The organism is Azospirillum oleiclasticum (assembly GCF_013423485.1).
Classification (GTDB): Bacteria; Pseudomonadota; Alphaproteobacteria; order Azospirillales; family Azospirillaceae; genus Azospirillum; species Azospirillum oleiclasticum.
In genome coordinates, this window is sequence record NZ_JABFFR010000005.1 from 335,421 (window position 1) to 357,333 (window position 21,913).

20 protein-coding genes are annotated in these 21,913 nt (G+C 70.8%); 9 read left to right on the forward strand and 11 right to left on the reverse strand.

Going from position 1 to position 21,913, the window contains the following annotated elements:
- Positions 1 to 59 precede the first annotated feature (59 nt).
- The 4 genes from HL658_RS09325 to pedF form a co-directional block, all read right to left on the reverse strand.
- A complete protein-coding gene (locus tag HL658_RS09325; protein WP_180281668.1) occupies positions 60 to 1,940 on the reverse strand; it encodes a methanol/ethanol family PQQ-dependent dehydrogenase in 1,881 nt (626 codons plus the stop codon).
- A gap of 181 nt (positions 1,941 to 2,121) precedes the next feature.
- Entirely contained in the window at positions 2,122 to 3,063 is a 942-nt protein-coding gene (locus HL658_RS09330; protein ID WP_180281669.1) for a quinoprotein relay system zinc metallohydrolase 1, read from the reverse strand.
- Entirely contained in the window at positions 3,060 to 3,854 is a 795-nt protein-coding gene (locus tag HL658_RS09335; RefSeq protein ID WP_180281670.1) for a quinoprotein dehydrogenase-associated SoxYZ-like carrier, read from the reverse strand. Before HL658_RS09335 ends, HL658_RS09330 begins: the two co-directional genes overlap by 4 nt.
- Before the next feature lie 5 nt (positions 3,855 to 3,859).
- Complete coding sequence (gene pedF / locus HL658_RS09340; protein WP_180281671.1) at positions 3,860 to 4,309, reverse strand: cytochrome c-550 PedF; 450 nt, start codon at positions 4,307 to 4,309, stop codon at positions 3,860 to 3,862.
- A gap of 333 nt (positions 4,310 to 4,642) precedes the next feature.
- Here pedF and adh point away from each other — a divergent pair, with 333 nt between their 5' ends.
- The 4 genes from adh to HL658_RS09360 all read left to right on the forward strand — a co-directional run bounded on the left by adh (position 4,643) and on the right by HL658_RS09360 (position 9,789).
- The gene (gene adh, locus HL658_RS09345) at positions 4,643 to 6,163 is read left to right on the forward strand and encodes an aldehyde dehydrogenase (RefSeq protein ID WP_180281672.1); all 1,521 of its coding nucleotides are present in this window, start codon (positions 4,643 to 4,645) and stop codon (positions 6,161 to 6,163) included.
- 81 nt (positions 6,164 to 6,244) lie between these two features.
- Positions 6,245 to 6,625, forward strand: a complete 381-nt coding sequence (locus HL658_RS09350; RefSeq protein ID WP_180281673.1) for a DUF779 domain-containing protein — start codon at positions 6,245 to 6,247, stop codon at positions 6,623 to 6,625.
- A gap of 21 nt (positions 6,626 to 6,646) precedes the next feature.
- The gene (gene nosP, locus HL658_RS09355; protein ID WP_180281674.1) at positions 6,647 to 7,942 is read left to right on the forward strand and encodes a nitric oxide-sensing protein NosP; all 1,296 of its coding nucleotides are present in this window, start codon (positions 6,647 to 6,649) and stop codon (positions 7,940 to 7,942) included.
- Positions 7,939 to 9,789: a hybrid sensor histidine kinase/response regulator gene (locus tag HL658_RS09360; RefSeq protein WP_180281675.1), complete on the forward strand. Its 1,851-nt coding sequence runs from the start codon at positions 7,939 to 7,941 to the stop codon at positions 9,787 to 9,789. Before nosP ends, HL658_RS09360 begins: the two co-directional genes overlap by 4 nt.
- Before the next feature lie 7 nt (positions 9,790 to 9,796).
- Here the strand turns inward: HL658_RS09360 and HL658_RS09365 are convergent, their stop codons facing one another.
- From HL658_RS09365 to HL658_RS09395, 7 genes are read right to left on the reverse strand one after another with little or no spacing between them, the layout of a single operon-like run.
- Positions 9,797 to 11,350, reverse strand: coding sequence for an acetolactate synthase large subunit (locus tag HL658_RS09365; RefSeq protein ID WP_180281676.1), 1,554 nt, complete (start codon positions 11,348 to 11,350; stop codon positions 9,797 to 9,799).
- A 14-nt stretch (positions 11,351 to 11,364) separates the two neighbouring features.
- Positions 11,365 to 12,207 carry a TauD/TfdA dioxygenase family protein gene (locus HL658_RS09370; RefSeq protein WP_180281677.1) on the reverse strand — a complete coding sequence of 281 codons (843 nt, stop codon included), beginning with the start codon at positions 12,205 to 12,207 and terminating at the stop codon, positions 11,365 to 11,367.
- A 24-nt stretch (positions 12,208 to 12,231) separates the two neighbouring features.
- Entirely contained in the window at positions 12,232 to 12,990 is a 759-nt protein-coding gene (locus HL658_RS09375) for a class II aldolase/adducin family protein (RefSeq protein WP_211109690.1), read from the reverse strand.
- Positions 12,991 to 12,995: 5 nt separating this feature from the next.
- Positions 12,996 to 13,754 carry an ABC transporter permease subunit gene (locus HL658_RS09380; protein WP_180281679.1) on the reverse strand — a complete coding sequence of 253 codons (759 nt, stop codon included), beginning with the start codon at positions 13,752 to 13,754 and terminating at the stop codon, positions 12,996 to 12,998.
- Positions 13,751 to 14,497, reverse strand: coding sequence for an ABC transporter permease (locus HL658_RS09385; protein ID WP_180281680.1), 747 nt, complete (start codon positions 14,495 to 14,497; stop codon positions 13,751 to 13,753). The genes HL658_RS09380 and HL658_RS09385 overlap by 4 nt, the downstream gene beginning before the upstream one ends.
- Positions 14,498 to 14,501: 4 nt before the next feature.
- Entirely contained in the window at positions 14,502 to 15,368 is an 867-nt protein-coding gene (locus HL658_RS09390) for an ABC transporter ATP-binding protein (RefSeq protein WP_246337404.1), read from the reverse strand.
- A gap of 48 nt (positions 15,369 to 15,416) precedes the next feature.
- The gene (locus tag HL658_RS09395) at positions 15,417 to 16,433 is read right to left on the reverse strand and encodes an ABC transporter substrate-binding protein (RefSeq protein ID WP_180281681.1); all 1,017 of its coding nucleotides are present in this window, start codon (positions 16,431 to 16,433) and stop codon (positions 15,417 to 15,419) included.
- A gap of 266 nt (positions 16,434 to 16,699) precedes the next feature.
- On the opposite strand from HL658_RS09395, the gene HL658_RS09400 reads away from it, so the two are divergent.
- The 5 genes from HL658_RS09400 (at position 16,700) to HL658_RS09420 (ending at position 21,836) form a co-directional block, all read left to right on the forward strand.
- Complete coding sequence (locus HL658_RS09400; RefSeq protein WP_246337405.1) at positions 16,700 to 17,377, forward strand: GntR family transcriptional regulator; 678 nt, start codon at positions 16,700 to 16,702, stop codon at positions 17,375 to 17,377.
- Positions 17,378 to 17,724: 347 nt separating this feature from the next.
- A complete protein-coding gene (locus tag HL658_RS09405) occupies positions 17,725 to 18,507 on the forward strand; it encodes a short-chain dehydrogenase/reductase (protein WP_180281683.1) in 783 nt (260 codons plus the stop codon).
- A gap of 26 nt (positions 18,508 to 18,533) precedes the next feature.
- Positions 18,534 to 19,670 carry a pyridoxal phosphate-dependent aminotransferase gene (locus tag HL658_RS09410; RefSeq protein WP_180281684.1) on the forward strand — a complete coding sequence of 379 codons (1,137 nt, stop codon included), beginning with the start codon at positions 18,534 to 18,536 and terminating at the stop codon, positions 19,668 to 19,670.
- A 16-nt stretch (positions 19,671 to 19,686) separates the two neighbouring features.
- A complete protein-coding gene (locus HL658_RS09415; protein ID WP_180281685.1) occupies positions 19,687 to 20,568 on the forward strand; it encodes an alpha/beta fold hydrolase in 882 nt (293 codons plus the stop codon).
- The gene (locus HL658_RS09420; protein WP_211109692.1) at positions 20,565 to 21,836 is read left to right on the forward strand and encodes a M20 family metallo-hydrolase; all 1,272 of its coding nucleotides are present in this window, start codon (positions 20,565 to 20,567) and stop codon (positions 21,834 to 21,836) included. The genes HL658_RS09415 and HL658_RS09420 overlap by 4 nt, the downstream gene beginning before the upstream one ends.
- Positions 21,837 to 21,913 lie beyond the last annotated feature (77 nt).

Here is a 21,913-nt window from a genome sequence, read left to right on the forward strand (position 1 = left end):
TGTGGCAGACGGTGGAGGGCGCGGCCGGCGGGGATGCCGCCGGCCGCGCCGCCGGTCGGTCAGTTGGCGCCAGCGACCTTGATGTCGGACAGCTTGAACACCCAGAAGGATCCGCCCTGCGACACGCGGGTGGTCAGGTCGGCCATGTCGCCGCCCCACAGCGGCACCGCCCCGCCGTAGCCGGAGGCCACGCCGACGTACTGCACGCCGTCCTGCTCCCAGGTGACCGGGGAGGAGACGATGCCGGAGCCGGTCTGGAACTTCCACAGCTCCTTGCCCGTCTTGGCGTCGAAGGCCTTGAGGTAGCCGTCGCCGGTGCCGGTGAAGACGAGGTTGCCGCGGGTGGTGACCACGCCGGCCCACAGCGGCAGCTCCTCCTTGTGCTCCCACACGATCTTGCCGGTCTGCGGGTCCATGGCCCGCAGGATGCCGACATGGTCGTTGAACATCTTGTGGATGCGGAAGCCCATGCCGAGATAGGCGGCCCCCTCCTTGTAGGTCACATGCTCGGTCCAGTAGCTCTCCTTCCAATGGTTGGCCGGGATGTAGAAGAGCTTGGTGTCCTCGCTGTAGGCCATCGGGTTCCAGTTCTTGCCACCCAGGAAGGGCGGGGAGACCTCGACCACCTTGCCTTTGCTCTCACCCTCGGCCGGCAGGGGCGGGCGCTGTCCCTCGACCTCGATCGGCCGGCCGGTCTTGGTGTCGAAGCCCTTGGCCCAGGTGATGCCGTCCACGAAGGGATAGGCGGCGATCAGGGCGGTCGGCCGGTTGATCTCGCCGCCCGGTGCCGCCAGCTTGTTGCGGTCGGTGACGAAGAAGAAGCCGTTGCGGTCGGCGTGCGCCGATGCCTTGATCGTCTTGCCCGACGCGTCGGTGTAGTCGAACAGCACGATCTCGTTGTTGCCGGAGAAGTCCCAGGTGTCGTTGGGCGTGTGCTGGTAGAAGCCCTTCAGCTCGCCGGTGGTCGGGTCGACATAGGCCTGGCCGGAGGTGAAGAGGCTGTCGCCCGGCGAGCGCGCCCAGCCGTTCCACGGCGCGGGATTGCCGGCGCCGATGACGATTGTGTTGGTCGCCGTGTCGAAGGTGGCGCTCTGCCACGGCGCGCCGCCGCCGTGGTTCCAGGCGTCCACCAGCTTGCCGTCCTTGTCGCGCGGCCAGGACGGCGCCTGCGGGTTGCCGGTCGGGGTGCTGTCCTTGCCGTTGAGGCGGCCCATGTGGCCCTCGACCAGCGGGCGCATCCAGATCTCGTCGCCGGTGTCCGGATCGCGGGCGTAGAGCTGCCCGACCACGCCGAACTCATCGCCGGAGGAGCCGTGGATCAGCATCACGCGGCCGGTCTTGCCGTCCTTGATGATGGTCGGCGCGCCGGTCATCGTGTAGCCGGCCTTGTGGTTGCCGAACTTCTTGCGCCAGACGACCTTGCCGGTGTCCTTGTTGAGCGCCACGACGGAGGCGTCGAGCGTGCCGAAGAACACCTTGTCGCCGTAGATGGCGGCACCCCGGTTCACCACGTCGCAGCAGGGGCGGATGTCGTCGGGCAGGCGGGCGCTGTAGGACCACAGCTTGCGGCCGGTCTTGGCGTCCAGCGCGAACATGCGGGAGTAGGAGGCGGTGATGTAGATCACGCCTTCATGCACCAGCGCCTGCGTCTCCTGCCCGCGCTGCTTCTCGTCGCCGAAGGAGAAGGACCAGGCGGGGACCAGCTTGGCCACATTCTCCGTGGTGATCTGGGTCAGGGGGCTGAAGCGCTTGCCCTCCAGCCCCATGCCGTACATGAGGACGTCCTTGGTGGTCGCGGCGTCGTCGGCGATGGCCTCCCACGAGACCGTGTCGGCGGCGGCCGGCAGCGCCAGGGCGGCCAGCATGCCCGCGGTGACCAGGGCCAGCGACGCGATGGTCTTCTTCAGCGACGATCCGGCGGTTGTCCGGTTGAGCGTCATGAGCGTGTTTCCTTCCATGGTTGTTCCCGGCAGGTCTGCGGGCTGGGGCTTTGGCGTCGCCGCTGTCGGGGGGCGGCTTGTTCTTGATGGCGGGACGGCGGGGGCCGATCGGGTGGTCTCTGGATTAGGCGTCTTCGCGGGATTCCTCCATTGTCGGATAGTCGAATGGTCAGGCGCGGAATCACCGGATCCGGGGGAGGGTTTCCCGCTCGATGGCCGGCCAGAGATGGGCGACGGAGCGCTGGTACTCCGCGCGCAGCACGTTCATGCGGTGGAAGCGCTCCGGGATGGGGTGGTCCAGCATCTCCGCCATGTCGCGCCCCTCGGCCGCCGCGGCGCGCAGCGTGCCGTCGAGCCAGGTCAGCCAATCGCGGGTCTCGGCGATGGCGGCGTGCGCATCGGCACCGCTGCGGATGCGGCCGTGGTTGGGGACCAGCGTGGTGAATTCCAGCCCCGCCAGCGCGTCGAGCGACGCCAGCCAGGCCGGGATGTCGGCGTGCGGCGTGGTCGGCGTGCGGTCGGAAAAGACCAACCCGCCAGCGAACAGCACCCCCGTCGTCTCGTCGAGGATGGCGAGATCGGCGGCGGTGTGGCCGTGCCGCTCGATCAGGCGCAGCCGGTGCGTGCCGATGACGACGGTGGAGCCGCGCACGGCGTGGCTGGGCGTCACCGGCTCGGTCCCGCGCATCCAGTCGCCGACGAGGCGGTACATGTTGCCGGCGATGGCGGCGCCTTCGTTCCGGATGCCGTCGATGGTGCCGGGCAGGGCGGCGACCGGCACGTCGGGGAAGGCCTGCGCGCCCAGGAAATAGTCGGGGTGGAGGTTGCCGACATAGACGATGCGTATGGGTTCCGCCGTCACCTTGCGGATGGCGGCCCGCATCTCCTCCCCGAAGCGGCGGGAGGGACCGGTCTGGATCACCACCACCCCGTCGCCGGTGACGATGAAGCCCGGATTCAGGATGTTGCCGCCGTTGGCGCGGGTGAAGTGGTCGGTGCCGCCCACGAACACCCAGGTGTCCTCGGCGATCCGCACAGGGGTCAGCCCATAGGTGAGCGCCGAGGCGGGGCGACCGGCCCCCGCGGCCAGCAGCACGGCGAGAAGGACGAGCAGGCGGGTCACGGCGCGGCCTCCGTCATCGGGATGGTCGCGGCGAACTCGATGCCGTTGTTGTCGCGGCCGGTCAGAGCCAGGGCGCGGGTGCCGGGGGCCGGCAGAGCCACCAGCGTGAAGACCGGATCCTCCGACACCGGCTCCAGCGGGTGGATGCGGGCGAGTGGGCGGCCGTCCTCCCCCGCCACCGTCAGCCGGTCGATGAAATAGGCGGGGATGCCGGCGGACAGGCCGGTGTCCATGGGGTGGCGGACACGCAGCTTCAGCCGCGCCGACCCGTCCGCCGCCGGCCAGGCGCGGGCCTGCACCTCGCCCAGATGCCGGGTCCAGTCGCCGGCGGCGTAGGCGCGGGGCGGGGCGGCACAGCCGCCGCCGGCGGCGTCCACCAGCCGGCCGTTCACGTGCCAGACCCCGTCGGCGGTGCGCGCCGCCCCGCGCACGGCGGTCGCCTGCTCCACCTTGATGCGGGTGGCGATGAAGGCGCGGGCCGCCAGCGGCTCGAATCGCAGCACCACCGGGAAGGGGTTGAGGTCGGCCACCAGCACCATCTCCCGCACGTCGGGAAGCGCCGTGGCGTCCACCGCCAGCGGCATGGCGAGCGCGTTCTCCACATCCGCCGGGGCGAGCACGGTCACGCGCTCGTCGAAGACGACCGGCGCATCCCCGAAGACGGCGGGCGCCAGCACCTCCCACATCACGGACCCCAGCGGGTCCGCCGGAACGTCCGCCAGGGCGGGACCCGCGATCACCAGAAGGGCGGCGATGGCGGACGCCGGCGGGGCAGGCCGTGGCGTCGGCATCGGGATCACTCCTCGTGCACGGTTTCCAGCCAGCTGCGGATCGCCCACAGGGCCTCCTGGCCCAGCGCCTCGCCGAAGCGGGGCATGTAGGTCACGCCGTCGCGGATGGCGCCGTTGGTCACCCGCTCCTTGAACCACTCGTCGCCGCTGTCGCCCTTCTCCAGGTAGCGCAGGTCAGGCGCGATGCCGCCGGACACGGCACCCAGGCCATGGCAGCGCGCGCAGTTCTGGTTGAAGGCCGACTCCCCGATGTCGATGGCGCGCTTGTTGCCGCGATAGGGGTTGCTGTCCCGCCAGTCGGTGCCGAGCCGATCGAGACCGGCGGTGTCGACGGCCTGCGGCGCCATGTCGCCGTGGGCGCGGGCCGACGGTGCCTGGACGGCCACCGCGAGGGCCGCGACGGCGCCGAGGGCCAGACCGGCAAGGGCCAGCGTCCGGGGTGTCGTTGGGGTCATTGGGGCGTCCTTTCCATGAACCGGGCTTGTTTGTCGGCCCGGATCATAGAAGGTCGTCCGATCACGAAATAATTGGACGATGGTACAACGGCGGCGGGTGGCCGGCGCGGCTCCTATGGGTCGATGGTCGAAGCCCAGCGTCCGCGGAGGGTTGCGGCGTGTGCCCGTGTGGTGTCGGACCAGCAACCGGCAGGGGCTCGCGACGCCGCGGTCCCACCCCGTCCGACCATAGTATCATTTACCCGAACCATCGAAACGTCGGATGACAGAGCCGGACAAACATTCCGGCGCGGCGGACATCCGGCGGCCGGAGCCAACGACTGAGGAACCGCCATGCTCCACCAAGCCCTGGACACGCTGACGAAGCAACTCGTGCTCCGCTCCCGCTACGACAACTTCATCGGCGGCCAGTGGGTGGCGCCGGTGGAGGGCCAATACTTCACGAACCTGACCCCGATCAGCGGCAAGCCGCTGTGCGACGTGGCGCGTTCGCAGGCCGCGGATGTGGAGATGGCGCTGGACGCGGCGCACAAGGCGAAGGACGCGTGGGGCCGCACCTCCCCCACCGACCGCGCCAACATGCTGCTGAAGATCGCCGACCGGATGGAGGAGCGGCTGGAGGTCCTGGCGCTGGCCGAGACGCTGGACAACGGCAAGCCGATCCGCGAGACCCGCGCCGCCGACGTGCCGCTGGCGATCGACCATTTCCGCTACTTCGCCGGCTGCATCCGCGCCCAGGAAGGCACGATCGCCGAGATCGACCACACCACCTACGCCTATCACTTCCATGAGCCGCTGGGCGTCGTCGGCCAGATCATCCCCTGGAACTTCCCGCTGCTGATGGCCGCCTGGAAGATCGCCCCGGCGCTGGCCGCCGGCAACTGCGTCGTGCTGAAGCCGGCCGAGCAGACGCCGATGGGCATCCTGGTGCTGATGGACATCATCGGCGACATCCTGCCGCCCGGCGTGCTGAACGTGGTCAACGGCTTCGGGCTCGAGGCGGGCAAGCCGCTCGCCACCTCCAAGCGCATCGCCAAGGTCGCCTTCACCGGCGAGACCTCGACCGGCCGCCTGATCATGCAGTACGCGGCGGAGAACATCATCCCCGTCACGCTGGAACTGGGCGGCAAGTCGCCCAACATCTTCTTCGCCGACGTGCTGGCCGACGACGACGATTACCTGGACAAGGCGCTGGAAGGCTTCGCCATGTTCGCGCTCAACCAGGGCGAGGTGTGCACCTGCCCCAGCCGCGTGCTGGTGCAGAAGTCCATCTACGACCGCTTCATGGAGCGCGCCGTCGCCCGCGTGGGCAAGGTGAAGCAGGGCCATCCGCTCGACCCGAACACCATGATCGGCGCCCAGGCGTCGCAGGAGCAGCTTGATAAGATCCTGTCCTACATCGACATCGGCCGGGCCGAGGGTGCCAACGTGCTGATCGGCGGTGAGCGCGCCCATCTCGGCGGCGAGCTGGAGGGCGGCTACTACGTCACCCCGACGGTTCTGGAAGGCCACAACAAGATGCGCGTCTTCCAGGAGGAGATCTTCGGGCCGGTGGTGTCGGTCACCACCTTCGAGACCGAGGAGGAGGCGCTGACGCTTGCCAACGACACCAGCTTCGGTCTGGGTGCCGGCCTGTGGACCCGTGACGGCAACCGCGCCTTCCGCATGGGCCGCGGCATCCAGGCGGGCCGCGTGTGGACCAACTGCTACCACCTCTACCCGGCGCACGCGGCCTTCGGCGGCTACAAGCAGTCGGGCATCGGGCGCGAGACGCACCGGATGATGCTGGACCACTACCAGCAGACCAAGAACCTGCTGGTCAGCTACAGCCCGAAGGCGCTCGGTTTCTTCTGAGCCGCGTCCTCCTCCCATCGGGTGAACTGGGGCCGGGAGTGTCAAGCTCCCGGCCCATTTTTCGTAAGAGGGACCACCGCCATGACCGACCGCGTGACCGCCACGGACGCGGCCCTCGCCCTCGTCGCGCGGCTGACGGCGAAGCACGGGTCGCTGCTGTTCCACCTCTCCGGCGGCTGCTGCGACGGCAGCGCGCCGCTCTGCCTGCCACGCGGGGAGTTCCGGCTGGGCGGGCGCGATCTCTGCCTTGGCACGGTGGGCGGCGCGCCCTTCTGCATGGCCGACGACACCTTCGTCTGGTGGAAGCACAGCCAGGTGGTGTTGGATGTGGTGACGTCCCGCAGCGGCGGTTTCTCGCTGGAGACGCCGGACGGTGTCCGCTTCATCGCGCGCGCCCGCCTTTTCACCGACGCCGAGCTGCCGGGGCTGGCGGCCCCGCTTCCCGCGCACGACATCGCCTGACCGCCGGGGCCGCATCCGACCATGGTCGCATCCACCACCCCGCGCATCGGGCTTGCCCGCCGCCACCCGTGGAGTACTCTGGCCGTACGCACACCAACGCCGGAGGACGCCGCGATGACGGAGACGGTGGCCGGGGCGCCGCCCCGCACCGCGTTGCCGGACGGCGGGGCGGCGCTGCCGCGGGCCATATCGCGGGCCGACGACCCCGCCGCGGCGGTGCGGGAGCTGCGCCGCGGGCTGGGCGGCGACGCGCTGGAGCTGGTGCTCGTCTTCGTCGCCCCGCGCTATGACCGCGATGCGCTGGCGGCGGCCCTGGCCGAGACGTTCGGCGCCGTTCCGGTGATCGGCTGCACCACGGCGGGGGAGATCGGGCCGGAGGGCTACACCACCGGGGCGATCGTCGCCGTCGGCTTCCCCACCGCGGATTTCAGCATCGTCACCGCGCTGGTGGAGGGGGTGAAGGGATTCCGCTTCGAGGATGGCGGAACCGTCGCGCGCACGCTGCTGGACCGGCGCGACGCCGCGCTGGACGCGCGGTCGCGGCCGCTCGGCGCGCACGCCGACAGCTTCGCCATGCTGCTGATTGACGGGCTGTCGCTCAGCGAGGATCTGGTGGTCAGCGCGCTGCACGGGGCGCTGCTCGACATCCCGCTGTTCGGCGCGTCGGCCGGCGACGACCTGCATTTCGAGCGCACCTTCGTGCTGCACGACGGTGCCTTCCACCCCGACGCCGCGGTCGCCGCGCTGTTCACCACGGCGCGGCCCTTCAGCGTCTTCCGCACCCAGCATTTCGTCAGCGCCGATCGCAAGATGGTGGTGACCGGTGCCGACCCGCAGCGGCGCGTCGTCACCGAGATCAACGCCGAGCCGGCCGGCCCGGAATACGCCCGGCTGGTCGGGCTGGAGGGGCAGGCGTTGACGCCGATGATCTTCGCCAGCCACCCGGTGGTGGTGCGCGTCGGCGGCCAGTACCATGTGCGCTCCATCCAGAAGGTCAACGAGGACGCCAGCCTGACCTTCTTCTGCGCCATCGACGAGGGGATCGTGCTGACGGTGGCCGAGGGGGTGGACCCGCTCGCCAACCTCGACACGCTGATGCAGGGCATCCGGGCGGAGGTGGGGGAGCCGGCGCTGATCCTGGGCTGCGACTGCATCCTGCGCCGGCTGGAGATGGAGCAGCGCGGGTTGGCGGACGAGATTTCCACCCGGCTGGCCCGGCACCGCGTCGTCGGCTTCTGCGCCTATGGCGAGCAGTACAGCGGCATGCACGTCAACCAGACCTTCACCGGGGTGGCCATCGGCGGGAGGCGGTCATGACCGACCGGCAGCGCATCGCGGATCTCGAACGCGAGAACGCCAAGCTCCGCCGCATCAACCGGGTGCTGATGGAGCGGGTGGAACGCTCCATGGACTTCCAGGGCGGCGCCTTCTCCCTGTTCCAGACCGCCATCGTGCTGGAGCACAAGATCCGCGAGCGCACGACCGAGCTGGAGCGCGCGCTGCGCCAGCTCGAGGACAGCCACCGCGACCTCGCCCGCGCCAAGGAGCTGGCGGAGACCATGCGCTCGCGCCTCTACGAGGCGATCGAGTCGGTGAACGAGGGCTTCGCCCTGTTCGACGCCGAGGACCGGCTGGTGCTGTGCAACCGCAAATACCTGTCCTATTGGAGCGGGGTGGCCGACCGCATCCAGCCCGGCATCCGCTTCGCCGACATCGCCGCCATGGTGGCCGACGCCGCCGCCGTGGCCGAGCCGGTGCCGGCGGTGTGGCTGACCGAACGGATGCAGCACCGCCACGGCATGAACGGCCCCTTCATCAGCCGCCTGTCGGACGGGCGCTGGGTCCAGGTGAACGAGCGGCGCACCCGCGACGGCGGCATCGTCGGCGTCTACACCGACATCACCGACGTCAAGCGGGAGGAGGAGCGCCGGCGCGAGTCCGAACAGGCGGAGAAGAGCGCGCTGATGCGCCTCAACGACCAGCTCCAGCAGGAGGTGGGCGAGCGCGTCGCGGCGGAGGCGGCGATGCGCCTTGCCAAGGCCGACGCGGAGCAGGCCAACCTGTCCAAGACCCGCTTCCTGGCGGCGGCCAGCCACGACCTGCTGCAACCGCTGAACGCCGCCCGCCTGTTCGTCTCCGCCCTCGCCGACCTGGAGCAGCCGGACCCCAACGGGGAGCTGGTGCGCAACGTCGATGCGGCACTCGCCTCGGTCGAGGATCTGCTGTCGGCGCTGCTCGACATCTCCAAACTCGACGCCGGGGCGGTGACGCCGGAAGTGACGGACTTCCCGCTGCGCGGCATCCTGGTGCCGCTCGCCAACGAATACGCCGCGGTGGCGATGGAGCGCGGGATCACGCTGCGGGTGGTCGGCACCGGCGCTGTCGTGCGCAGCGACATCCGGCTGCTGCGGCGGATCGTGCAGAATTTCCTGTCCAACGCGCTGCGCTACGTGCAGCGGGGGCGCGTCCTGGTCGGCTGCCGGCGGGTCGCGGACGGCGTGCGCATCGAGGTGTGGGACAGCGGCCCCGGCATCCCACCCGACAAGCTGGACGAGATCTTCCAGGAGTTCCGGCGGCTCGACACGCCCGGCGCCAAGGGCGCCGATCGCGGCATGGGGCTGGGCCTCGCCATCGTCGACCGCGTCGCGCGCATGCTGGAGCACCGCGTCACCGTGCGGTCGGAGCCGGGGCGCGGCTCGGTCTTCGCCGTCACGGTGCCGCGCGGCACCGACCGCCGCGCCACGCGCAGCACGGGTGGCACGACCGCGCGTCCGCGGGTCGACCAGTTGGCCGGCACCTCGGTGCTGGTGCTCGACAACGAGCCGGCGGTCGTCGCCGGGATGGAGGCGTTGCTGCGCGGCTGGTCCTGCGAGGTGGTGAGCGCCACCAACGGTGCCGAGGCGCTGGCCCGCCTGTCGGAACTGCCGCGGGTGCCGGACCTGTTGATCGCCGACTACCATCTGGACGACGGCGCTTTGGGGGTGAACGAGGTGGCGCGTCTGCGCGCTGCCGCCGGGGCGGCGCTGCCGGCGGTCATCATCACCGCCAACCGTACGACGGAGCTGGCCGACGAGGCGCGTGCCGCCGGCTGCCTGCTGCTCAACAAGCCGGTCAAGCCGGCCCAGCTCCGCGCCGTGATGTCGGGGTTGGTGGCGGCGGGGTGAGCACCCGCTACAGGACCAGCTCGACCAGCGCCGGCCCTTGGGTGGCGAGGGCGGCGGCGATGGCGGCGTCGGCCTCCGCCGGGGTGGTGGCGCGGGATGCCGGGACGCCGAAGCCGCGGGCGAGGTCGGGCCAGCCGATGGCGGGGGCGTCGAGGCGGATCATGCCGAGGGCGGACGGGCCGGGGTTGCGGGCGCCGACCTTGGCGAGCTCGCCGGTCAGGGTGGCGTAGGCGCGGTTGGACAGCACCAGCACGGTCACGTCCAGCCCCTCCCGCGCCAGGGTCCACAGCGCCTGCACGGTGTAGAGGCCGCTGCCGTCGGCTTGCAGGCAGACGACCTTGCGGTCGGGGCGGGCGAGTGCCGCGCCCACCGCCAGCGGCAGCCCCTCGCCGGTCGCCCCGCCGGCCATCTGGAGCCAGTCGTGCGGCGCCGCCGCGTGGGTGCCGTCGTAGAGGGCGAAGCCCAGCGACAACGCCTCGTCGATCACCACGGCGTCCTCGGGCAGACGCCGGGCGAGCAGGGCGGCGAGCCCCGGCCCGGTGATCCGCCCGCCCGTGTCGGGTGCCATGGGCGCGGGCTTGTCCGGCGGCGGGGGCACGGCTGGCGCGTCGAGCGCGTCGGCGAGGTCGGCCAGCGCCCGCAGCGCGTCCTCCTCGATCCCCGCGAGCGGATGCAGGGCGCAGCCGGGCGGGGTGAGCAGGCTGGGCTTGTCGGGGTAGGCGAAGAAGGCCACCGGCGGCTTGGCGCCGACCATGACCACATGGCGCAAGCCCCCCATGAAGGCGCAGGCGGCGTCCACCGCGAAGGGAATGCGGGGCACCGGCGGGCGGCCCCGCCCGCGGGTGATGCGGGCGTTGGACATCGGGGCGATCACCCGGCAGCCGGTCGCCGCGGCGATGCGGTGGGCGAGATCCAGCCCGCGGTCGAGCAGGGCGGCCCCGCCGATCAGCAGCGCCGCCGGCTCCCCGGAGCGCAGGGTGCGGGCGGCGGCCTCCACCCGCGCGGCGTCGACGCGCAGCGGGTCCGGCACCGGCGGCAGGGGGGTGGGGGCGGCGTCCCCGGCCTCCGTCCAGGCGGTGTCGGCGGGCAGGATCAGGGTGGCGATGCGGCCGGGCGGGGTGCGGGCGGCGGCGATGGCGGCGGCGCAGTCGTGGGACAGGGTGGCCGCGGATTGCGCCGTACGCACCCAGTCGGAGAAGGGACGGGCCACCGCCTCCACATCCGAATGCAGCGGCGCGTCGTAGGCGCGATGGTGGGCGGCGTGCTCGCCGACGATGTTGAGCAGCGGCACCCGCGCCCGGCGCGCGTTGTGCAGGTTGCACAGCCCGTTCGCCAGGCCGGGGCCGAGATGCATCAGCGTTGCGGCCGGCTTGCCGGCCAGCCGCGCGTAGCCGTCCGCCGCCCCGGTCGCCACCCCCTCGAACAGCGTCAGCACGCAGCGCAGGCCGGGATTGCGGTCCAACGCGGCGATGAAGTGCATCTCCGACGTGCCGGGGTTGCCGAGGCACAGCTCGACCCCGCCGGCGATCAGCGAGCGGACGAGGTGGTCGGCCCCCAGCATCGGGTCCACCCGCCTCAGAAGGGCCGGTCGCCAGCCACCGTCGTGCGGTGCATGACCCGGCGGTAGGCGGCGTCGTCGTAGGGGGTGGCCTTGTGCATGGTGCAGCGGTTGTCCCACACGATCAGGTCACCCTGCCGCCAGACATGGCGGTAGGAGAAGGCGTCGTCGATGGCGTGCGCGTTCAGCTCGGCCAGCAGGGCGGCCCCCTCCTCGGCCGGCAGTCCCTGGATCTCCTTCACGATGTCCTGCCCGACATAGAGCGACAGGCGGCCGGTGACGGGGTGGGTGCGCACGACGGGGTGCACCACGTCGGGCGTCGCCGCCTTCTGCTCCGCGGTCAGCGGCGGGCGGTCGGGGAAATACTTGTCGTAATAGCCGGCGTAGCTGTGCACGGCCTTCAGGTGGCGGATGCGCGCCTTGGTCTCGGTCGGAAGCGCGTCCCACGCCGCGTGCATGCTGGCGAACAGCGTGTCCGCGCCCACCGGCGGCACCTCGACCGCGTAGAGGACGGATCCCAGGCTGGGATTCTCCACATAGGACAGGTCGGAATGCCAGTTCCAGCCCTCCTTGTGGTTGCCCTTGGGCTTGCCGGCCTCGACCACGTTGGAGAGCACGTAGATCTCCGGCAGGTCGGTGGTCAGGTACTGCTTCAGCACATGGGTCATCAGCGACCCGAAGCGGCGGCTGAACTCGACGTGCTGGTGGTTGGTCAGGGTCTGGCCGCGGAACAGCAGCAGGGAATGCCGGTTCAGCGCGTCCTCGATCGCCGCGAAGGTGGCATCGTCGACGGGCTTGCTCAAGTCGAGGTCGCGGATTTCCAGCCCGATCACGTCGGACAGGGGACGGGTGTGCAGCATCTTAGGCTCTCCGGTGGGCGTGATTCAGGATCGGTAGCCGGGGTCGGCGCGGTCGAGGTCGCGGAGCAGGGCGGGCCATTCGCGTTCGCCGGGAATGCGGATGTCGCCCTGCTGTTCCCAGAACTGGCGGGCGGCCTTCTCGCACACCTCCTCGGGCGGCAGCACCAGCGGCCGGCCGCCGGCGGCGGACTGGGCCTTGAGCTGGATGCGGGCGGCGCGCTCGGCGTAGTAGAGCAGCATGAAGGCCTCCCCCACCGTGCGGCCGATGGTGAGGATGCCGTGGTTGCGCATCAGCATCGCCCGGTGGGGGCCGAGGTCGCGCACGAGGCGGCCCCGCTCGTCGGCGTCGATGGCCACGCCCTCATAGTCGTGCCAGGCGAGGCGCCGATGGAACCACATGGCGAATTGGCTGAGCGGCAGCAGCCCCTCCGGCAGGGCCGAGACGGCGACGAGAGAGTCGGAATGGGTGTGCAGAACGCACACCGCGTCGTCGCGGGCACCATGGATGGCGGAATGGATGATGAAGCCGGCGAGGTTCACCGCGTGCGGCGAGTCGCAGAGCTTGTTGCCCTCCACGTCGATGCGCACGAGGTCGGACGCCGTCAGCTCGCTGAACAGCAGGCCGTAGGGGTTGATGAGGAACTGCCCCTCCGCCCCCGGCACCCGCACCGAGATGTGGTTGTAGATCAGGTCGTCGAGACCCAGCCGCGCCACCATGCGGAAGGCGGCGGCGAGGTCGATGCGCAGGCGCCGTTCGGCGTCCGGCACGGAAACTCCGTCCATCGCTGTCATCTCCAGAAGACGAGGCGCCGGTCCAGCCAGTTCACCACCCCGTACACCGCCATGCTGGCGGCGGACGCGACGGCGATGGCGGCCCAGACGCGCAGGAAATCCACCTGCTGGGTGGCCTCGAAGATGGTCCAGCCCAGCCCCTTGTAGGCGCCGATCATCTCCGCGACGATGGCGATGATCATGCTGCGCACCACGGCCACGCGCAGGCCGTTCATGATCGACGGCAGAGCGGCCGGCACCCGCAGCAGCACCATCTGCCGCAACGGCCCCGCGCCGAAGGAGCGCAGCAGGTTGGCGGCACTCTCGTCCACCGCGCGCAGCCCGTGGTGGGCGTTGACGAAGACGGCGAAGCCGACGGCCAGCGTGACCATGGCGATCTTCGACGCCGGCCCCATGCCGAACCACAGCAGCGCCACCGGGGCGAAGGCCACCACCGGAACCGAGTTCAGCGCCACCAGCACCGGCAGCAGGATGCGCTCCAGCACGGGGGCCAGCACGAAGAGGCAGGCGAGCGCCAGGGCGATCGCGGCGCCGATGGCGTAGCCGGCAGCGGCCTCGCCCAGCGTGACGCCGAGGCCGCCGAGCAGCAGCGGCAGGTCGGTCACCACCTGCGCGGCGATGGCGCTGGGGGCGGGCAGCACATAGGTCGGCACGGCGAGGCCGCGGACCAGCGCCTCCCACAGCACCAGAACCAGCAGCGGGCCGGCGACGCCGATCGCGATGTCGGCGCCCAGCGCAGCGGTCTTGTTGCTCACAGCTCCGGCCTCCACCACACCCAGCGGCGCTCGATCGCCTCCATCAGCGCGTAGAGCGCGATGCCGATCACGCCGCAGACCAGGATCACCGCCCACAGCCGGGGCATGTTCTCCATATACATCGCCTGCAACAGCAGGATGCCGAGACCCACCGTGTCGCCGAACCATTCCCCGACGATGGCGCCGATCAGGCCGAGGCTGATGCCGAGCTTCAGCGCCGCCATGATGGAGGGCAGGGCGAAGGGCACCTGCAGGGACCAGAACACCCGCCAGTCGCCGGCGCCGAAGCTGCGCAGCAGCGCCACCCGCTGCGGATCCACCGAGCGCATGCCGCGGCAGGTGTTGACGGTGACCGGGAAGGCGGTGAGGTAGGCGGCGATGGCGACCTTCGACCAGATGCCGTTGCCCAGCCACATCACCACCAGCGCGCCGAAGGCGATGACGGGGATGGCCTGGGACAGGATGAAGAGCGGGAACAGCACCCGCTCCAGCGCGCGCGACCACGCGAAGGCGGCGCCGAAGGCGAAGCCGACCATGGCGCCGATGGCGAAGCCCAGCAGCGTCTCCAGCAGCGTGCGGGCGACGCCGCGGCCGATCAGGGCGGCGCCGGTGCCGATGTCCTGCAGCACGGCGCTGGCCGTCGGCATGACGTGCGCCGGCACGTTGAAGGCCAGCACCACCGCCTCCCACAGGAAGAGGAGGCCCAGCAGCGCCGCGATCTGCGGCACGAAGGTGGAGCGCATGGCCTCAGCCCCCCGTCGCCTGCTGGAAGCTCTTCAGGCTCTCCTCCTCGATGGCGGCGAGCACCTGGCGCTTGATCTGGATGAATTCGGGGGAGGTGACGATCTCCGCGTCGCGCGGGCGCGGCAGCTTCACGTCCAGGACCAGCTTGATGCGGCCGGGACGCGCGGTCATCACCACCACCCGGTCGCCAAGGAAGATCGCCTCGTCCACATCGTGGGTGATGAACAGGATGGTGCGCTGGTGGCGCTGCCAGACCTCCAGCAGCCAGCGCTGCATCAGGCTGCGCGTCAGCGCGTCCAAGGCACCGAACGGCTCGTCCAGCAGGGTCAGGTCGCGTTCGAACAGGAAGGTGCGCATCAGCGCCACCCGCTGCCGCATGCCGCCCGAAAGCTGGTGCGGGTAGTGCTTCTCGAAGCCGGCCAGACCGAATTCCGGGAACATCGGGGCCGCGCGCTTCAGCGCCTCGGCCCGCGACATGCCCTCCACCTGCAAGGGCAGGATGGCGTTGTCCACCACCCGGCGCCACGGCAGCAGCAGGTCGCGCTGCGGCATGAAGGCGACCTTGCCCAGCAGCTCCTTCGCGGCGCGCGGCTGGCCGCCATAGCGGATGCTGGCACCCGGATCGGCCTCCGTCAGGCCGGCCAGGATGTTGAACAGCGTGCTCTTGCCGCAGCCGCTGGGGCCGACCACGGTGACGAACTCCCCCCGCCCGATGGCGAGGCGGATGTGCTCCAGCGCCGACACCTCCTGCCGGCCCTGGCCGAACGTCTTGGAGACGTTGGCCAGTTCCACGATGGGGGGCGCCGTTTCGGGCACCGCCTCCACCGGCTGCGGAATCGTCCGGCCCGGCATCGCTCCGCCTGCCATCATCGGGTCTCCCATTTGCTCATGCGTCTTCGGTGGATGCGCCGTCGCCGGTCACATCTTCTTGTCGGCGGCGGGCACCGCGTCCCAGAACTGCGGGGCGAAGGCGGTGGCGAAATCGACCGGGGCGTTGATGACCTTGGCGTTCAGCAGCAGGTCGTGGGCGCCCTTCAGCCGATCCATGTCGAGTGCGGCGATGCCCTTGGTGGTGCCGGCGTCGGCGATGGTGAGGCGGCCGGCCTCGGCCAGCATGGCGGTCTGGTGCGCCTTGTCCAGGCCGGGGGCGGCGGCCATCACGATGTCCACGGCCTCGCCCTGGTTCTGAATGGCGTATTTCCAGCCGCGCAGCGTGGCGTTCAGGAAGCCCTGCACCGCCTTGGGCTTTTCGGCGATCATCTTCTCCGAGGTGATCAGCACGTCGCGCGGCACGCTGATGCCGTAGTCGTCGGGCGCGAAGACGGTGACGTTGGTGATGCCGCGCGCCTTCAGCACGTTCAGCTCGTTGTAGAGCGTGACCGTGGCGACATCGACCTCCTTGCTGATGAAGGGGGTCATGGAGACGGCCTGCGCGGTGATGGTCACGTCGGCGGGGTTGACCCCCTCCTTCAGCAGCATGGCGTTCAGCGTGTGCTGGGCGCCGGTGAAGAAGGTGGTGACCTTCTTGCCCTTGAAGTCCTTCAGCGTCTTGATGCCGCTGTCGTTCATGGTGACGAAGACGTAGGGCGTGCGCTGGTGCATCATGCCCAGCCCCACGATCGGCAGCTTCTTGTCGCGGCTGGCCATCAGGCTTTCGATGCCGCCGCCGACGGCGAAGCTGTCGCTGCCCGACGCCACCAGCGATTCCGCGTTCAGGTTGGGGCCGCCGGGGTTGATGGTGACGTCCAACCCCTCCGCCTCGTAGAAGCCCTTGGCCTTGGCGACGTAGACGCCGGCGAACTGCGCCTGCGCCACCCACTTCAGCCGGACCGACACCGTCTCCAGCGCCGCGGCCGGCGTGGCGATGGCCGCCGCCGCGGCGAGCGTGCCCAGCGCCAGCGCCGCCCGGCGCACCGTCTTCACCACTCCCATCATCGTTCTCGTCCCCTGCCGGTGAATGCTCCGGTAATCTCCAGCAAGCCGCGTGCCAGCCGATCGACGGCGGATTCCCGTGGGGCATCCGATGGTATGGCCACGCGATGGGCAATCGTGTGCACATAATTTGCGCTTACGTATGCAAGCTCTTGCGACGGATCGCCGCGAGGTTTCATAGTGCGGGAAGGGGCTTGCGGGCGAGGGGCGGAATGGAACACACGTCTGTGCTGAATGCTGCGGTGCGCACACAGCGGTCGGGGGCTGGATTGGACACGGAACGCACGGTGACGCTGGCGGAAACCCTGCGCCGCACGCTGGAGACGCGGATCGTCGCCGGGGCGCTGGAGCCGGGCACGCGGCTGGACGAGGTGGAACTGGCCGAAAGCTTCGGCGTCTCCCGCACCCCGGTGCGCGAGGCGCTGCGCTCGCTGGCCGCTGGCGGGCTGGTGGAGATGCGCTCGCGCCAGGGTGCTGTCGTGTCCACCATCACCGTCGCCATGCTGATCGAGATGTTCCAGGTGATGGCGGAAATGGAGGGCCTGTGCGCCCGGCTGGCCGCCCGGCGCGCCACGCCGAACCACCGCCGCGCCATGCAGGAGGCGCACGACCGCCTGATCGAGGCGCTGCGCCAGGGCGATCCCGGCACCTTCTACGACGTGAACCGGGAGTTCCACGAGGTCATCTACGACGCCTCCCAGGCGGAATTCGTGGCCGAGCAGACGCGCAGTTTGCGCAACCGCGTCGCCCCCTACCGCCGCTACGTCACCTTCCAGCCCGGCCGCATGGCCGCCACCATTGGCGAGCACGAGCGGATCTTCAACGCTATCAAGGCCGCCGACGCCGACGAGGCGCAGCGTGCCATGCGCGACCATGTGAACCTGCTCGGCGACAACCTCACCGACTTCATCGCCGCCCTGCCGCGCACGATGCTGCGCGCCCGTTAGGCGCGGCTGCGCGTTCTGTATGCAGAAATACGATTTACGGATACAAATTGCCGGATTGCCGACTCCCCACTGCGCGTGTCGCCCTCTCCCCACCGGGGAGAGGGTTGGGTGAGGGGGAAACGCCACCATCCGGTTTGCTCCCCAAGCAACGTCGTCTTCTTCTGCCTCTCCAGGCCGTAATCGCCCCCTCACCCGGCGCTGCGCGCCACCCTCTCCCCGGAGGGGCGAGGGTTTGTGGCACGGAACTTGTAACGACAACCCTGGACCGTCGGCGTCGAGTGCAGCCTGCCCATCGTTTGTGCATGCACACGCGCCGCTCATGCATTCAAGACAGCGGAGGCTGGGGCGTGAAACTGGATCTCGAAGGAAAGTCGGTGCTGATCACCGGCGCGTCGAAGGGCATCGGGCTGGCGGCGGCCTGGGCCTTCGCGCGGGAAGGCTGCGCCCTGCACCTCGCGGCGCGCGACGGCGCGGCGATGGAGGCGGCGCGCGACGCCATCGCCGCCGATTGCGGCGTGCCGGTGACCGTCCACGCCATGGATTTGTCGACCGACGCCGCCATGGTGGATCTGGCCGACCGCGTCGGCGTTCCCGACATCCTGATCAACAACGCCGGCGACATCCCGTCCGGCCCGCTCGATGCGGTGGGCGACGCGGCCCTGCGCCGCGGCTTCGACCTGAAGGTGTTCGGCTACATCAGCCTGACCCGCGCGCTCTACGGCAAGATGTGCGAGCGCGGCAGCGGCGTCATCGTCAACGACATCGGCAATTCCGGCGAGAACTGGGACGCCAACTACATCATGGGCTCCACCGGCAACGCGGCGCTGATGTCCTTCACCCGCGCGCTCGGCGGCGTCAGCCTCGACAAGGGCGTTCGGGTGGTGGGCGTGAACCCCGGCCCGGTGGCGACCGACCGCATGGTCAAGCTGATGAAGCGCCGCGCCATCGACATGCTGGGCGACGAGGCGCGCTGGCAGGAGCTGTTCTCCATGTACCCCGGCGGCCGTCCGGCGACGCCGGAGGAGGTGGCCGACCTGATGGTGTTCCTGGCCTCGCCGCGCGCCGGCTACATCACCGGCACCATCGTGACCATCGACGGCGGCATCGCGTCGCGCGGCTCGATCATCTGAGACGGGGCGGGGAGGGGACGACGCCGATGGGCGATCTCGAGGTCAAGAACCGATATTTCGACCGGCTGTTCAACAACGCCGACCTGAAATGGCTGGGCCAGAACACCAACCACCTGCCCATGCACCCGGCCGTGCGCCACGCCATGCACGAGGCGGTGGACGAGGAGGGCTTCCACGCCTACGCGCCGCCCGCGGGGATGGAGGCGCTGCGCAGCGCCATCGTCGCCGACCTGGGGCTGGAGGGGAAGGCGGCGGCGCTGGTGACCGACGGCGGGGTGGCGGCCCTCGGCACCGCCTGCCGCGCGCTGTGCCGGCCCGGCCGACGCTTCGTCACCACCGACCCTGGCTGGAAATGGCCGCTGCTGTTCGCCCGGCAGGCCGGCATGGAGGTGGTGGAGATCCCCATCTACGGCGAGGAGTATGGCTGGCGCCTGTCGCCGGAGCGGCTGGCGGCGGCGATGGACGGCAAGACCGACGTGGTCTATCTCGTCGATCCCAACAACCCGCTGGGCATCTGCTACACGGCGGACGAGATCGCGGCCTTCGCCGACATCTGCCGGCAGGCCGGCGCCACACTGATCCACGATTGCACCTACCGCGATTTCGCCGACCACCACACCCCGGCAGCATCCCTGTGGCCGGAGGGGACGGTGACCGTGGTCAGCTTCTCCAAATGGCTGGGGCTGGCGGGGCTGCGCGTCGGCGCGCTGGTGGCCGCCCCCGACCGGCTGGAATCCCTCGGTGCCTGGTCCATCGCGCCGCTGGGCGCCAGCGTCATCGCGCAGAAGGCGGCGCTGGCCGGCATCGGCGTGAAGGCGGAGTGGATGGAGACGGTGCAGGCGGTGCAGCGCGGCAACCAGACGATGATCCGCGACGCGGTGGAGCGCATCCCCGGCATGTCCGTGCCGGTCTTCCCGTCCCAGGCCAATTTCCTGGTGGTCGAGCTGGCCGGCACCGGGGTGAAGCCGGAGGCGCTGGTCGCGGCCTATGGCGAGGCCGGCATCATGATCCGCCAGGGCGCCTACCACACGCCGCGCTTCGGCGACCGCTTCGTGAAGGTCAGCACCACCGTGCCCACCGCCTGGGCCGCCGATTTCTGCGAGCGGCTGCCGGCCATGCTCGACAAGGCCCGCGGCCTCAACGACCTGCCGCCGCTGTTCTGACGGGGAGAGCCAGACCATGACCCACGCCACCGCCCATGACGGCATCCGCCTCCATCTGGAGGAGGCCGGCAGCGGCACGCCCATCGTGTTCGTGCACGAGTTCGGCGGCGACCACCGGAGCTGGGAGCCGCAGATGCGCTTCTTCGCCCGCCGCCACCGCTGCGTCACCTTCGGCGCCCGCGGCTACCCGCCGTCCGACGTGCCGGAGGATGTGGAGGCCTATTCGCAGGCGAACGCCGTCCGCGACATCCTGTCGGTGATGGACCATCTGGGCCTCGCCAAGGCCCATGTGGTGGGCCTGTCGATGGGCGGCTTCGCGGCGCTGCATTTCGGGTTGATGGCGCCGGAGCGGGCGCTGTCGCTGACCGTGGCCGGTGCCGGCTATGGCGCCGAGAAGCAGTACGAGGAGTATTTCCGCAACGTCTCGCTGGAGGTCGCCCGCCAGTTCGAGACCCACGGGGCGGCGGAGTTCGCCAAGACCTATTCGCTGGGCGCCAGCCGCGTGCAGTTCCAGAACAAGGATCCCCGCGGCTGGCGGGAGTTCGCCGACCAGCTCGGCCAGCATTCCACGTTGGGCTCGGCCAACACCATGAAGGGTGTGCAGGCCCGCCGCCCCTCCCTCTACGACCTGGAGGACGGCTTCCGCGCCATGGCGGTGCCGACGCTGGTGGTGGTGGGCGACGAGGACGACCATTGCCTGCAGCCCGGCATCTTCCTGAAGAAGACCATCCCGGCCTGCGGTCTGGCCGTGCTGCCCAAGGCGGGCCACACCCTCAACATCGAGGAGCCGGACGCCTTCAACCGCCTGCTGGCGGAGTTCATCGCCATGGTCGAGGCCGGTGCCTGGACGCCGCGCGACCCGCGCGCCAAGCCCGCCGAGATCATGAAGACGTCATGACCGCGGCTCCCATGAGCGGCGACCTCGGCGAGCGCGCCGCGTCCCATGTCCGCGAGGCGCGGCTGTGGGATCGGCACATGGAGCTGGCGCGCTTCGGCGCCACCGCGGCCGGCGGCGTCGACCGCCCGGCCCTGTCAGCGGCGGAGGCGGCCGCCCGCGGCCGGCTGCTGGAATGGGCGGCGGCGCGCGGGATGACCGCCCACACCGACACCGTCGGCAACCTGTTCCTGCGGCTGGAGGGGCGGGACCCAGGGCTGCCGCCGCTGCTCACCGGCTCCCACCTCGACAGCCAGCCGACCGGCGGGCGCTTCGACGGGGTGTCCGGCGTGCTGGCCGGCTTCGAGGCGGTGGAGGCGCTGCTCGACGCCGGGATCCGCCCGCGCCGCGCCATCGAGGTCGTCGCCTGGATGAACGAGGAGGGCAACCGCTTCGCGCCGGGCATGATGGGCTCGGAGGTGTTCGCCGGCTGGCGCATGGCGGACACCGTGCTGGCCGCGCGCGACGCCGACGGGGTGAGCGTGGCGGACGCGCTGGCCGCGATGAACGCCGCGCTGCCGCCGCTGCCCGTCCGCCCGGCGGGCTTCCCGGTCGCCGCCTATCTGGAGGCGCACATCGAGCAAGGGCCGGTGCTGGAGCGCACCGGCGCCGTGATCGGCGCCGTCACCGGCATCCAGGGCAAGCAGACCTGGCGCGTCACCGTGACCGGGGAGGAGGGCCACGCCGGCACCCAGCCGATGGCCGAGCGGCGCGACGCGCTGATGGCGGCGGCGGCGGCCATCCTGGCGCTGCGCGCGGCTTGCGCCGGGGCCGGGCCGGACGTGATGCTCACCGTCGGCCGGCTGGTGGTGGAGCCCAACGCGCCGTCGGTGGTGCCTGGCCGCGTCACCTTCACCATCGACCTGCGCCACCCCGACACGGCGCTGATGCGCGCGCTGGGGAGCCGCATCCAGGACATCTGCGCCGACCGCGCAGCCCCCTGCGCGGTGGAGGCGGTGCCGCTGATCGACGCGGCGTCGGTGGCCTTCGACGAGGGCCTGCGGCGGCGCACGCTGGAGATCGCCGGACGGCTGGGGCACCCGGCGATGGAGCTGCCGTCGCTGGCCGGCCACGACGCCCGCCCGCTGGCCAGCGTCGCCCCCGCCGCCATGATCTTCGTCCCCTGCCGCGCCGGCATCAGCCACAACGAGGCGGAATGGGCCGAACCCGCGCATCTGGCGGCGGGAACGCGGGTGCTGGCGGCGCTGCTGGCGGAGTTGGGGGAGGGCTGATGGCGCCAACTCGTTCGCTAGGACGGTGATCGGAGGGATGTGTGCTCCGCATTGGACTCCGTCGGGCGCACCCGTCG

Bases quoted from the DNA above. Each gene is read 5' to 3' on its own strand.
- HL658_RS09325 (WP_180281668.1), bottom strand. From the start codon at position 1,940: ATGACGCTCAACCGGACAACCGCCGGATCGTCGCTGAAGAAGACCATC.
- HL658_RS09335 (WP_180281670.1), bottom strand. From the start codon at position 3,854: ATGCCGACGCCACGGCCTGCCCCGCCGGCGTCCGCCATCGCCGCCCTT.
- pedF (WP_180281671.1), bottom strand. From the start codon at position 4,309: ATGACCCCAACGACACCCCGGACGCTGGCCCTTGCCGGTCTGGCCCTC.
- adh (WP_180281672.1), top strand. From the start codon at position 4,643: ATGCTCCACCAAGCCCTGGACACGCTGACGAAGCAACTCGTGCTCCGC.
- HL658_RS09350 (WP_180281673.1), top strand. From the start codon at position 6,245: ATGACCGACCGCGTGACCGCCACGGACGCGGCCCTCGCCCTCGTCGCG.
- nosP (WP_180281674.1), top strand. From the start codon at position 6,647: ATGGTCGCATCCACCACCCCGCGCATCGGGCTTGCCCGCCGCCACCCG.
- HL658_RS09360 (WP_180281675.1), top strand. From the start codon at position 7,939: ATGACCGACCGGCAGCGCATCGCGGATCTCGAACGCGAGAACGCCAAG.
- HL658_RS09365 (WP_180281676.1), bottom strand. From the start codon at position 11,350: ATGCTGGGGGCCGACCACCTCGTCCGCTCGCTGATCGCCGGCGGGGTC.
- HL658_RS09370 (WP_180281677.1), bottom strand. From the start codon at position 12,207: ATGCTGCACACCCGTCCCCTGTCCGACGTGATCGGGCTGGAAATCCGC.
- HL658_RS09375 (WP_211109690.1), bottom strand. From the start codon at position 12,990: ATGGACGGAGTTTCCGTGCCGGACGCCGAACGGCGCCTGCGCATCGAC.
- HL658_RS09385 (WP_180281680.1), bottom strand. From the start codon at position 14,497: ATGCGCTCCACCTTCGTGCCGCAGATCGCGGCGCTGCTGGGCCTCCTC.
- HL658_RS09390 (WP_246337404.1), bottom strand. From the start codon at position 15,368: ATGATGGCAGGCGGAGCGATGCCGGGCCGGACGATTCCGCAGCCGGTG.
- HL658_RS09395 (WP_180281681.1), bottom strand. From the start codon at position 16,433: ATGATGGGAGTGGTGAAGACGGTGCGCCGGGCGGCGCTGGCGCTGGGC.
- HL658_RS09410 (WP_180281684.1), top strand. From the start codon at position 18,534: ATGGGCGATCTCGAGGTCAAGAACCGATATTTCGACCGGCTGTTCAAC.
- HL658_RS09415 (WP_180281685.1), top strand. From the start codon at position 19,687: ATGACCCACGCCACCGCCCATGACGGCATCCGCCTCCATCTGGAGGAG.
- HL658_RS09420 (WP_211109692.1), top strand. From the start codon at position 20,565: ATGACCGCGGCTCCCATGAGCGGCGACCTCGGCGAGCGCGCCGCGTCC.